15 protein-coding genes are annotated in these 12651 nt (G+C 36.8%); 4 read left to right on the top strand and 11 right to left on the bottom strand.

Translation table 11 applies throughout. The features are described 5' to 3' along the window. Window positions 1-580 precede the first annotated feature (580 nt). The 3 genes from NSQ77_RS03490 to NSQ77_RS03500 all read left to right on the top strand — a co-directional run bounded on the left by NSQ77_RS03490 (window position 581) and on the right by NSQ77_RS03500 (window position 2381). Window positions 581-1006, top strand: a complete 426-nt coding sequence (locus tag NSQ77_RS03490) for an HIT family protein (protein WP_339228840.1) — start codon at window positions 581-583, stop codon at window positions 1004-1006. A 226-nt stretch (window positions 1007-1232) separates the two neighbouring features. After that, a complete protein-coding gene (locus NSQ77_RS03495) occupies window positions 1233-1754 on the top strand; it encodes a tryptophan transporter (RefSeq protein ID WP_339228841.1) in 522 nt (173 codons plus the stop codon). A gap of 267 nt (window positions 1755-2021) precedes the next feature. Then, window positions 2022-2381, top strand: a complete 360-nt coding sequence (locus NSQ77_RS03500; protein WP_339228842.1) for a YtxH domain-containing protein — start codon at window positions 2022-2024, stop codon at window positions 2379-2381. A gap of 61 nt (window positions 2382-2442) precedes the next feature. On the opposite strand, the gene NSQ77_RS03505 is transcribed toward NSQ77_RS03500, so the two are convergent. Next, the gene (locus NSQ77_RS03505; RefSeq protein ID WP_339228843.1) at window positions 2443-2802 is read right to left on the bottom strand and encodes a DUF1878 family protein; all 360 of its coding nucleotides are present in this window, start codon (window positions 2800-2802) and stop codon (window positions 2443-2445) included. A 754-nt stretch (window positions 2803-3556) separates the two neighbouring features. Here NSQ77_RS03505 and NSQ77_RS03510 point away from each other — a divergent pair. Next, window positions 3557-4456 carry a peptidylprolyl isomerase gene (locus NSQ77_RS03510; RefSeq protein WP_339228844.1) on the top strand — a complete coding sequence of 300 codons (900 nt, stop codon included), beginning with the start codon at window positions 3557-3559 and terminating at the stop codon, window positions 4454-4456. A gap of 46 nt (window positions 4457-4502) precedes the next feature. Here the strand turns inward: NSQ77_RS03510 and NSQ77_RS03515 are convergent, their stop codons facing one another. The 10 genes from NSQ77_RS03515 to NSQ77_RS03560 all read right to left on the bottom strand — a co-directional run bounded on the left by NSQ77_RS03515 (window position 4503) and on the right by NSQ77_RS03560 (window position 12545). Further along, window positions 4503-4703, bottom strand: coding sequence for a sporulation YhaL family protein (locus NSQ77_RS03515; RefSeq protein WP_339228845.1), 201 nt, complete (start codon window positions 4701-4703; stop codon window positions 4503-4505). Between the two features lie 72 nt (window positions 4704-4775). Next, window positions 4776-5723: a 3'-5' exoribonuclease YhaM gene (gene yhaM / locus NSQ77_RS03520; RefSeq protein ID WP_339228846.1), complete on the bottom strand. Its 948-nt coding sequence runs from the start codon at window positions 5721-5723 to the stop codon at window positions 4776-4778. Between the two features lie 30 nt (window positions 5724-5753). Beyond that, on the bottom strand, window positions 5754-8699 hold the full coding sequence (locus NSQ77_RS03525; protein WP_339228847.1) for an AAA family ATPase: 2946 nt from the start codon (window positions 8697-8699) through the stop codon (window positions 5754-5756). Between the two features lie 5 nt (window positions 8700-8704). Next, complete coding sequence (locus NSQ77_RS03530; protein WP_339228848.1) at window positions 8705-9925, bottom strand: DNA repair exonuclease; 1221 nt, start codon at window positions 9923-9925, stop codon at window positions 8705-8707. 152 nt (window positions 9926-10077) lie between these two features. Then, complete coding sequence (locus NSQ77_RS03535) at window positions 10078-10368, bottom strand: hypothetical protein (protein ID WP_339228849.1); 291 nt, start codon at window positions 10366-10368, stop codon at window positions 10078-10080. 104 nt (window positions 10369-10472) lie between these two features. Continuing rightward, the gene (locus tag NSQ77_RS03540) at window positions 10473-11390 is read right to left on the bottom strand and encodes an aminoglycoside phosphotransferase family protein (protein ID WP_339228850.1); all 918 of its coding nucleotides are present in this window, start codon (window positions 11388-11390) and stop codon (window positions 10473-10475) included. 22 nt (window positions 11391-11412) lie between these two features. Then, window positions 11413-11709 (bottom strand): N-acetyltransferase, encoded by a 297-nt coding sequence (locus NSQ77_RS03545; protein ID WP_339228851.1) that lies wholly within the window; start codon window positions 11707-11709, stop codon window positions 11413-11415. Between the two features lie 7 nt (window positions 11710-11716). Continuing rightward, window positions 11717-11920 (bottom strand): hypothetical protein, encoded by a 204-nt coding sequence (locus tag NSQ77_RS03550; protein ID WP_339228852.1) that lies wholly within the window; start codon window positions 11918-11920, stop codon window positions 11717-11719. Between the two features lie 26 nt (window positions 11921-11946). Continuing rightward, entirely contained in the window at window positions 11947-12336 is a 390-nt protein-coding gene (locus NSQ77_RS03555; RefSeq protein ID WP_339228853.1) for a hypothetical protein, read from the bottom strand. Further along, entirely contained in the window at window positions 12333-12545 is a 213-nt protein-coding gene (locus tag NSQ77_RS03560; protein ID WP_339228854.1) for a helix-turn-helix transcriptional regulator, read from the bottom strand. Before NSQ77_RS03560 ends, NSQ77_RS03555 begins: the two co-directional genes overlap by 4 nt. Window positions 12546-12651 lie beyond the last annotated feature (106 nt).

The raw sequence follows: 12651 nt of genomic DNA on the forward strand, positions 1-12651 counted from the left end.
ATTGTGGTACATTGCCAAAGGCAAACCTTACGACAGTTTTCTTCAACTTTTTTAAAAATCCATGTATAGGATAATTATTTCAGAACAAAATAGTAAGGAAGAAACGAGGATGTCTCACTACAACAAAATCTTGTCATACGCAAATGAGGTGTTGACGATCGAATATCTAATGTAATTTCGTGTAAAAAACACACAAAATGAGGTGTTAGTGTTCGATAATTACTCTGATTTTTCGTACTAAAACGAGATGGGGTGTCAGTGTTGGCATACTAATGATATAAAGCCCTTTTACCAGCTTCCGCTTCATAAGAAGTGGACAATTGGTATAACGGTTTTTGTAAACCAATAACAAATCATCTTTGATGAGTTACAGGTGTTTACAGTTCCCCAGCATTAGTTAAAACATCCTCTTTCTTCCTATAACAGGCAGATTCGCTTGAAGCGGGTCTGACCTGTTTCTTTATTTTGCTTAAATTTGTCTTTTTTTTTGAAAACAAAGGGAATTGCTTTACTTTTGTCCCTAAAAGTTACTACAATAAAAATAATCATACGAATTCAATTATTAAAGGAGAGATAAAAAATGAAACATGACGATTGTATTTTTTGCAAAATAGTTACTGGCGAACTTCCTTCTGCCAAAGTATATGAAGATGAGCATGTCTATGCATTCCTGGATTTAAGTCAGGTTACAAAGGGACATACACTTGTTATTCCAAAAACACATACAAAAAACATTTATGAAACACCTCCTGAGATTGCAAAGGAATTATTCGCTCGGGTTCCAATTATTGCCAATGCCATTAAAAAGACGTACAGCCCTTTAGGTATGAATGTTTTAAACAATAATGAAGCACCCGCAGAGCAATCTGTATTCCATCTCCACTTGCATCTGATTCCAAGGTATGGCGAAGGTGATGGCTATACGCCAAACTGGATTGTACATACGGATGAGTATACATCAGAAGATCTGCAAAATATTGCCCAGGAAATTCAAACAGCGTTTTAAGCTCAAAAGCGGAGGTCCTCGTTAGCAACGTAAGAATTTCAAGGAAAGAAGTCTCGTTATGGCTGAAGCACTTTATGGACATGCCTATTCAAGACATTTAGCAAAAATTAGAGCTTTTAATTTTCAATAAATTCTGCTATACTATTGCTAACATTTCGCAACTGACAATGAGTGTACAGTTGGAAATAGAAAAGCTTGAGCATAGAATAGATGAGGAGAGTTAAAAATGAATACGAGAATATTGATTATTTTATCCCTATTGGTAGGTATCGGTGCTGTTTTGCATGCAGTTGTTCCACCCATGCTTTTTGGTGTAAAGCCAGATATGCTGTTGTCGATGATGTTTCTGGGAATTTTACTATTTCCTAAAGCAAAATATGTTCTTATCCTATCCATTGCAACAGGCATCATATCCGCTTTAACAACATCCGCACCAGGAGGGCAAATTGCCAATATTATTGATAAACCTGTTACAGCCTTTGTATTTTTTGCTTTATTTTTACTTATTAAGAATAAAGTTAAAATTACAATTGGGGCACCTGTTTTAGCTGCAATTGGTACAATAATCAGTGGTGCTATCTTCCTTTCCGTTGCATTATTTATTGTTGGATTAATGGAAGGTGGATTCCTGGCATTGTTTGTTGGTATTGTATTACCTGCCACAGTATTAAACACCATCATCATGATTGTTGTTTATCCGATTGTACAGGGTATTATGAGACGGTCCAAACCAATGACAGCAGCTTAATATTAAAAAAACCTCTGCAACATTTTCAGAGGTTTTTTTCATGTTTTTCTGTTTTGAAGTAGCATTATTTCCACTTATTTTTTATAATCAAATTAGTGAAGCCTTTTCATATTTGTGCAAGGTTAAGAATGTGAATCAATAGGACCGGAGCAGACATGGCTGCAGCGTCTTATTGCAGGACTTTTTTGAAACACCTTTATAAACATGTTTGATAGCACTATGAAAAGTGGAAATGATATAATAGAAGCAGGAAAGGAGTGCGTAGCTATGTCTAAGGGAAAATCATTTTTACTAGGACTGCTTGTCGGGGGGACAGTTAGTGCAGCAGTTACATTATTAAGCACACCTGAATCAGGAAGGGATGTACGTGTTCGTGTAAGAGATCAGGGATTGGAATTAAAACTCCTCCTAAATCGACTAAAAGTAGAAGGTATACGACTACAGCAACAAATCAAACACACATCCAAAGAGGGTGCTGTCCTCATTAAAGACTTAACAGATGAAATCAGAAAATCTGTTGAAGAATGGAAAGACACAGTAGAACCCCATCAAGAGAGCATTTACCAATCCTTGGAACAGATTGAAACAAGTCTGAGAGACCTGGAAAACAAAGTCAAAAATTATTAATGCTAGAATTAAAAAATGAGACAGCTTGGTTAGGGCTGTCTCATTTTTGGTTTTTTCCAACTCACCTTCTCCGATGCTGCCTGTCATATTCCTCTAATATCTTACTGAACTCCGACATAAGCAATGGATAGCACCCTTCTGATTTTAGCGCTTCAATTGTCTCGTTTGGATTCAGCTTTTCATTCAGCATACCAGCAAATTGAATAAGCAATGATGTAAAATCTAACAGGCCTTCTTCTTTTTGAAGCTCATACGTTTCGTTCAAACCTTCAATCATGTCCATCATTTCGCTGTATTCCTTGCGGGTAAGATTATGTTCAATAATCAATTTGATGACGGGGTATTGATTCATATCTATTATTTTGGAAAGTAATTGTATATGAAATGATGAGCTGTCATTTGTATTTTCAAATTCCCCCAACTCAGGTTCCCCCTTAAGATAGCGTCTCTATAAAACACTGTTCTCTCTCTATATATAACTGTGTTTTTTTATCAATAACAAGCAGCTCAACTATTATATTGCCTTCATTTGCTGCACAGAAGCTCTACTTGCTAAATTCGTGTTGAAAATTATATTTTTTCGTCTTTCTACTATTATACAGAAACATGTATAACAAAAAAAGCTTCTTTCACTTTATTCACAACGATTCATACATTATATATCCGTAATGAACTCATTTGAGCTGTAAAAAGATAATGCATTTCTCTATTTTTCTTCAACTGCCTCTGTTCATCAAGCTCTTCTTTTGGTAGAGTAAGATTACAAGTGTACATTGAATGAGAGGAGTTCAAATCATGATCATTTTTTTTATGTGCTTTGCTTTTGTCGTTTTGCTTATTTTCAACACTCTTACAAAGTCCTTCTGCATCAAAATGCAAATGGACATACATAAGCAAGCAAAAATATTCCGTGTCATCAATATGATTATGGTCGCATTACTCGTATGCTCCTACCTGCGTGTCATGAATGTGACAGTTTAACGGTATTTTTTAGGTATTTTACATAATACTATTTTTTCTAAAAGGAAGTATGTTATATTTATCATTGGCAGATAATACAGTATAAACTATTCTTATCTGCATAAGTGCAACTGAGTTATCCGCCCAAATACTTGGCGAATACCAAGTTTAATGAAAACTAGAACCAACAAACAGATTAGGAGTGTTTAAAGACGATGAAGAAATTAGCCTTGGCTGCTATTATTACTGCTGGTACTCTCACGTTGGCAGCATGTACAAATAATGAAGCAGATTCTGAAGTGGTTGTGGAATCAGAAGCTGGAGATATTACAAAAGATGACTTTTATGAAAAATTAAAAAGCCGTAATGGAGAAGCTATCCTTGAAGAAATGATTACAATCAAGGTTCTTGAGAATAATTATGAAGTAACTGATGAAGACGTGAAAGCTGAGATTAAATCGATGAAAGATACATATGGTGATCAATATGATTCAATTATCGAGCAAAACTTTGGCAGTGAAGATGAACTGCGGGAAATTATTCGCATAAGCCTGCTGCAGGAAGCTGCAATTGCAGAAGATATAGAGATTACAGAAGAAGATCTTAAGGAAGAATATAATCGTCAAAACACTGAGATTAAAGCACAGCATATTCTTGTAGCTGATGAAGCTACAGCGAATGAAGTGAAACAAAAGCTGGATGATGGTGAAGATTTTGCTGAGTTAGCAAAAGAATATTCAACAGACGGTTCTGCTGAGGATGGCGGAGATCTTGGATACTTTTCAACCGGTGAAATGGTCCCTGAGTTTGAAGAAGTTGCTTACAGCATGAAGGTAGACGAAATCAGTGATCCAGTACAGTCACAATTCGGTTACCATATCATTAAAGTAAATGATATTCGTGATAAAGAAGAAAGCATCGGTAAATTTGAAGATGTAAAAGAAGACCTTCGTCGTGAATTACTAACGAAGCGAATGGATGTTACAAAAGTTCAAGAGAAAATGGATTCGCTAATTGAAGACGCAAAGGTCGATATTAAAATCGATGAATTTAAGGATCTTCTTGAAAAACCAAAAACAGATGAAACACAAGGAACAGATGAAGCAAAAGGATAAAAAACAATTTGGCTGTCAAGGTGAACGAAACACCTGACAGCCTATTTTAATTGGAGCGTTGCTGTCCTTTTTCTGACTCACGCCGTAGCTTATCTTCATGAATACGGTCCATATAGATTTGTCCTTCTCGTTCAATAAACTGCTGGTCTAATTTCCTTTCTGCAAGCATTGCTCGGAATGCCATATAACCGCTAAGGAAAATCAAAATAATTACAGCAAATACCCATATTGGAATTGCTTCAGTCATCCATTAATCCCCCAATCTTGTCCAAGCTTCTATTATATATATATGAACAAAACTCGAGAAAATAACTATTGCTTACTTTTCTTCAAACGATGGTTTATAAAATGCTCGATTATCCATAGCAAATAACCGATCAGTAAACTCACCTGGCTTCACTTTATCTAGAGCACGATTCAGCATATTCATCTTCGCATCAATCAAATCAATAAGGTGAAGGATTTCGGCTTCACGCACTAATGGAGGCGTCGGGCTTCCCCATTCTGCTTTTCCGTGGTGACTTAATACTAAATGCTGCAAAATGAGTACTTCTTCCCCTTCAATTTGCAATTCTCTAGCCATTAATCCAATTTCCTCTACCATCATCGGGATATGCCCAAGCAATTTCCCTTCTAATGTATATGTAGTGGATACTACCCCTGAAAGCTCCTTCAGCTTACCAAGATCATGTAAAATAATTCCCGCATATAGAAGATCTTTATTAACCTGCGGATAAAGATTAGACAGCTCTCTCGCTATTTGCAGCATGCTTACAACGTGATGGGCTAAGCCCGATACATATTCATGGTGATTCTTAGAGGCTGCTGGATAGGTAAGCAACCCTTCCTGATATTTTTTTATAAATGCTCTGACTATCCTTTGAATGACTGGGTTTTTCATTTCAAAAATTGCCTCTGTCAGCTTTTCCGTCAAATACTCTCGACCCACGGGAGCTTTCTCAACAAAATCAGAAAGCTTTACACCGTCAGTTGCCTGTGCTGGTCTTACAGACAAAATTTTTAATTGATTTTTACCCCGGAATTGGTTGATCTCTCCAGTGACCCGAATAATTTGCTCTGCAATAAAAAGGGCTTCATCCTCTTTCGTTGCATCCCAAAGCTTTGCTTCTATTTCACCAGTTGCATCACGCAGGATTAAGGTTAGGAAAGGTTTCCCATTGCTTGTTGTGCCTTTAGTAGCTTCCTTGATTAATAGAAAGTCATCAAATGTCTCCCCCACTGTGCTATAACCAATTCCTTTTTTCATATTTTCTCCACCCCTTCCAGTTTCTTAAAATTATATATGCTGGACATTTTCCGTTATATTGATTTGCTTCATTTCAGTTACAGCAGAAGCAATCTCTTTTCTGCATGTAAACAAAATCACTTGTTGCTTCGCTGCAGCCTGCTGTAAAATAGTGATCATTTTTTGAACTCTAACAGCATCAAAATGCACGAAAGCATCATCAATCACAAATGGCAATCCATGCTTTTCACTCATTATCTCACTAATTGCAAGACGCAATGCTACATATAACTGATCAACTGTCCCTTGAGATAATTCATTTACAGTGTAACGTATATTGTCGAATGATTCTACTTGAAACGGACTGCTATCTGTTGGTGGATAGACATGAGGATATTTTCCATCTGTTATATCTTTAAAATATTGAGCTGTTACTTCAATAACCTTTGATAAATAAGTTGCTCGGTAATTACGCTTTGTCTCGGAAAGAATTTCTTTAGCAGTTTTTAAAACCGCCCATTCTTTCGCCAGCTGATTAAAATGCTCTGTTTCCATTTCAAATTGATGGAGACTTGCAGAATAAGAATCCGATGATTCCATTGCAACAAGCTCTGCTTTTGTATCTGCTAAATTTTCTCTTATTTTTTCTAGCTTGCTCTCTAGTGATTGAATCGAGCTTTCGGTTTGCTGTCGATTCATTTCTAGTTCTGCCTCTGTCACCATTGTTTTTTCAAGCTTCTGTATGTCTTCCGAAGATAATAGATTTTTAAGCTGTGTTGTCGTTTTCACTAATTCCCTTTCAAGCACAGTCTTTTCCTCTCTCAGTCTCGCTTTTTCATAAAATAATTCTTCAGCGTCAACCTCTGCCAGTTTAAATAAATGCTCTATTTCCGTCTTATACGTTTGCATATTTTGTTGCAGCTCATCTTGCTTTTCCTTAATTTCTGTTAATAATTGCTTATAATAATTGAGCTCTTTGCGTTGCTCTTGTTGTAAATTAACGAATCGCTCTATTATTTGCAGGTTTTGTTCTAGACGCTCATCTGGATTGGCGATTCCTTGTTTCGCTAAGAAGCGCTCAATGTTCTGCTGAATTTTCTTGAGTTGCTTTTCCAGTGCTGCTGCTTCATCTATATGCTTTTGCCAATCCTTTATTAATTTCACAACATGTTTCAAATGATGATACAGCTCTGGCCAGTATGCTATTTCCATTTGTTTTAAAAAAGGAAAGCTTTCATACTGATGACGAATTTGCTCTTCTAATCTCCGCTCTCGTTCAGCTAACAGGTTCTGCTTTTCATTCCATTTAATATACTGAATGTGACCAAGTTTCAATTGCTCTTGCAAAGCTGCCTGCTCACTTTTATACGTGTCCTGCATTTCCAGCAGTTGCTCGGCCTCTCTTCGCTCTGCTTCCGTTACCTGTTCACCAAATTGCTCATATTCTTGAAGAACATAATCAAGTTCTTTATGCGTTCGTTTCGTCATCAGCCATTGCCCGGTTCCAAGCACAAGCACCAGCAGCATAACCGTATAAAGCCAGCTGATATCCATCATTACTGCGCCAATACCTGCAAATAGAGCAATAATGATACTTCCGATAAAAAGATTTGAAGCAAGTTGTTTATCTTTATTTCGCGCTTTTTCTTTTTCCTTTGCATCCTCTTTTAACTGTTTCATTAATTGATTTGATTTAAAAATGTCTAATCGATTGCGCAGCTCATGTACATGACTATCTGATAGTATTGAACCTTCAAGCTGCTCGATTTGATTGTTCATATACTGTTTCTCTTGCTCTAGCTGTTTTTTTTCATTGTCCAGCTGTTCAGATTCTAGTTTAAGCTGGTCGGTTTCATTTTTTAATTCTGTCCATGCCTTTTCTAAATAAAAAGGAATCTCCAGTCCAGCAAGTTCCTTAACTTGTATTCCTAAATGTAATCGATCCATTGCTTCATTTAATTGAAATTCATCCTGGCTTACAGTAGTTTGTAATTTTTTCAGTTCACTGACTTTAGATTGAATCCGTTCCTTTTCAGCAAGGAGATCCTCTGCTTCTCTTGAAATTTCCTCTGGTTGTAAGCCCTGTTCAATCTCCGTAATTGTATGCTTATAATTCTTTTCCTGACCTTTCACAACATTCCATTCACTTTGAAGTGGCAATAATGCCTCCTTCCATTTCTCTAAACGACTGACACCATTTTCCGGAAATTTAATTCTCTCCGGATAATCTTCAAGCAGACTTTTTACTTTATGGTGTTCCTGCATTACTGGCAGAGCATGCAGCTTTTTTTCAATTGTAAATGCCAAACTCTTTTTGTCTTTCTGCTTCTGCTGTGTTTCCGTTAGCTCCCGCTCTAATTGTGCAGCGTTTTCCTTTTTTTCGCGATACGAGGCTTCTGCTTCGCGAAAGCTTTGCAAGGAATCGGAAATGCGATTTAATGATTCTATTTTCTGGTTCATTACTGGCTTTTTTCCAGTTGGTTTAAACAGCTCAGCTATTTTTGCATCCAATCTTTTTTCCACAGCATAAATATTATTGGAGCCTGTCATCCCAATACCAAGAAGCACTTCACCTAAATCTTCATCTTTCATATTGCGAATTTCTGTTAAGTCCAATGCAGAGAAAGAAAAAATGGATTCGTAAGTCTTTGCCGTCATTCCATTTAGCTGTTCCTTTAACCATGCTTCATCATATGTTTTTCCATCTTTCGTAAAGCATGCTGCCGCACCATTATTCAATTCATCCAGACGTTCAATCCTGAATTCACCGACCGCTGGATGAAGAATCGTCATTTTTCCACCCATTTTTCCGCTCGTTTTTGGCCGATAAAATTCGCGCTGCTTTGGCGTGAGACCAAACAGCATAAAAAGAATAAATTTTTGAATTGTTGATTTACCGGATTCATTTTCTCCATAAATACACGTTGCATCTGAAAAATCAATTTTATAGTCAACCCATTTTCCAAAGCCATAGATTGTTGCATCGAGGATTTTCAAATTAGTCACCCCTTCAGCAGTTCCTGAATTAGGAGCTGCTTTGCTTCTTCTTTTATTTCTTGTTCTTCTTCATTTGACAAGGTCTCCAAATATCTCCTAGCCTGTTTATGCTGATACAATTCTCTTGTGTATGGAAGTATATCTGCCTCTTCCAAATACTGTGACAGTTCAGCTATAAAAGGACTATCTGTTTCAAATGCTTCATGGAAAACTGCTTGCTTTACGTTTGCGGAGACACGAAATATGTATTTCCAGTCCGTTTCAGCAACAGTTGTTTCATTGATAAGCTCAATGATATCTTCCACATGCTTTTGTCGTTCCCATTCCTTTAAACTTAGGTTGTCACTTGTTAAGGTAAGGTCAATTAATTGGGGAGCTTTTGTCTCAGTGATTTCAGTTAGGATACACTTTTCTAAATCATGGACCTGTTTACATGAAGACACATCAATTTTTTTTGATTGAAATTCAATGGACTGCAGCGGGATAAAGGACAGATCAGCCTGCTTGTCCTTCAAGACAACATGGTAGCACCCCTTTTCACCTGTTTCCTTTCTGTTTCGCCCCTGAAGATTCCCTGGATATACGATTGGCGGAGAATTTTTTAGTATTTCCCGTTTATGAATATGTCCAAGGGCCCAGTAATTAAAATCTTCTTCTACTAAATCAGAAATTTGAAATGGGGCATATACGTCATGCTCCGTGTTGCTAATAATACTTCCATGCAGCATCGCAATATGGTAAGGGATTGTTTGATTGTTAATTTTATACGCTTTCGCTTTCCTTTCATACACAGCACGGTTTTCATAGCTAAAGCCATAGATTTGCGCCAGTTTTATTTCATCTTTAACAAACGTAAAGCTGCTTACTTCTTCAGTCGGAAAAATAAATACATTTTCTGGATATGTTACCGGATAACGGTTGCCACTCATGTAATCATGATTGCCATATGATAAATAGACAGAAATTGCATGTTCCTGCAATTTTTCAAAAGCCTTTCGCAATCTGATTTGCGCTTTTAAGCTTTGCTTCTCATTATCAAATAAATCTCCGGCGATTAATATAAAGTCTACCTGCTTTGCAATTGCTGCATCAATTAATCGATCCAATGCAGTAAATGTACTTTCACGAACTTGCCGGAAAATTGATTCTGGCAGATTGCTCAATCCTTTAAAAGGACTGTCCAAATGCAAGTCTGCTGCATGGATAAATGATATTTCCTTTGCCATTTTGGAATCTCCTTTATGTCAAGTATTATTCTTCTTAATGTTTATATGATTAATTCCATTTTACCAAACCACGAAACAGAATGCACGTTCTATACCATATAGAAAAACGCCCATACGTTTTGAATTGTATGGGCGCATGAATCACCTATTTTTCACCATTTATATCCTGATTGGTAAGGACCATATTGTGGATATGGAGGGTAAGGGTACGGCGTATATACTGGATAAGGTTGATATACAGGGTAATATGCTGGACCTGATGGATAGATTAATGCTCCAGCAAGAAGTCCGCCCGCTATCCCACCTAGAAAAGGTAAAAAAGGAAAACGCAGATGGCCATCATGATCGTGCTCACTTCTATAGTAAGGGTAATGTACATATGCCGGATAAGGATACATATTGGAATCAGATGTTACAAGGGCCCCGTTTTCTTCATTACTCATTTTATCTCCCTCATTTCTTAATAGCCTTCTTCATCATCCTATGCATGTGCCTAAAATAACTATTGGGCATCTGTACATTTTTTTAAACTTTCCTTAAGTTTTATTTAGTTTGATGTACTTTTATCGGTCCTGTACCATTTCGGGATCGTACAAATAAAATTCTCGTGATCACCAATTACATCAAGCGAATATTCCAGCATGATTTCGTACTGCTCTCGGCTTATTTTTAATCCCCATACAAGCGAAGAAACAATGTGCATGGCACTGTATAATCCATATAATTCCCAAAATGAATCAGATATCAGTTGCTCATCATGATAGCCATTGATAATTCCATTTGTAAATGAAATACTAATGCGCTTGGAGAAAAAGCCGAGCTTCTGTAAATCATGAATCGGGTCTCCCCAATCCATTCTTCCAAAATCAATAATTCCAGAAAAATTTCTGTTATGAATCAGAATATTAGATGGATGAAAATCATCGTGCTGAAATGTGTTTGGTCTTCCCTTTAACAGCATTTCATTATCTTGAATATAAGTTTCCAGCCTTTTTTTTATTCGCTTATCTACATTGATGTTCTGTAACTCCAGCAAGTATCTGTCACTCTTTTGTTTTTTCGTGGAATACCAAGACGGGTAATCAGAAGGGGCTGACAAGCAGTGCAATTTTTTTAATTCCTTTCCTGCTAAAACACCAGCTTTATATTGCTCGTCATTTGTTAAGTTTTTTAGCGCAATCTCAGCATCTGTTCCAGGTAGATAGGTGAGAATCATATAGGCCAAATTGGTATTTTTTATCACACCGAATTCAATTGTTTCTGGAATGGCATTTGAATAGGCACTTAATTTGCTCAGCGTAATATACTCTGCTTTTCGATTCTTTATTGCTTTACGCTGAAAAACGCGCAGCAGATACTGATTATCAATCATGAACTTTTTATCATAAGAAAACCCTTTAGTCACAGGGACAATTTCAGTCATATTTTGCAAGAAAGGGATTTCCTTTTTCCAGTATTGCTCCATCTGATCACTCCTTGTCTTCATTCTAAAGCGGACGGCGATATCTCAATGAAATGTATGCATCATTTTCCCCGTTGCCATATCCATCCTGTTCATGTTCCAGTTGAAAACCTCTTGCTTCATAAAAAGGAATTCCCTTGTCATTACCCTTCTGAACTGAGACCCATTGTTCAGTTGCATCGTATTGTTTTTGCTGCTTTGTAATCGCATCCAATAACATCGAGCCAATTCCTTCATTCCTTCTATTTGGGTCTATGCATAAAACAAATATTTCTCCTGTTGTTTGCCCAATCATTCCACCACCTCCAGCACCAATCACCACATCGTTTTCAATTGCTGCGAAATAACCACCCCCATGATCGACTTTCCACAGTTACCTCATCTAAAATTCGATCATGATGATAAAATTCACGAATCACTCTCTCAATGTACGTTTTGGAATGCGTTTTCCCATAAGTGGCCCAATAGCCTGCATTACAAACTTTGGAAATTCCGGCTACATGGCTGGCAGTTGCTTTTTGTATATATACCATTGTTTCCCCCCCTCTTTAAAACACAGCTATTTACGACTTACGGCAAATGCTCCAATCCCACTAATAAATAGATATACCATAAATGGTATCATTAAATAAGAAACTGCAATGCTTTCTATTTCTAAGAAGCTGATAACAGCCAAACCTGCAAAAAGAATACCGATAAAAACATTTGCTGCATATGCGTAAAACTTTAACATGTTATGGACTGTCCGTTCATCAAAATCTGGTGTCTTGTCTTTTTTCCAGCGCATTCGGACTAAATCAATTCCTACCATCAATAATAATCCAGTCAACGATCCTAGTATACCAGCAAAGTCTAAATTCCCTTTGAGCAACTGACCAAACGTCATTCCAATCACCCCTCCAACTGCTGCAAATGTAAACATCCATTTATGCATTTTTCTTTTTTTCATTCTTCTCCCTCCTCCACTAACGTAAATACTTCTTCTATCGGAACAGAAAAGTACTTAACAATCTTAAGTGCAAGCTCGAGACTGGGATTATATTTATTTTTTTCAATTGCTGTAAACGTTTGTCTTGTTACCTGTAAATCCTCAGCCATTTGTATTTGCTTTATCCCTCTCTCTACTCTTATTTTCCGTATGTTATTTTTAACCGGCATCATTTCACCTTCTAATTAAGTAAAGATATCTTTACTTAATTTATAACATAATGAGCATTTGATGTAAAGATATCTTTACCTTTTTGATAAATAAGAATATGATAGA

It is taken from the genome of Oceanobacillus sp. FSL K6-2867 (assembly GCF_037963145.1).
Lineage (GTDB): Bacteria > Bacillota > Bacilli > Bacillales > Amphibacillaceae > Oceanobacillus.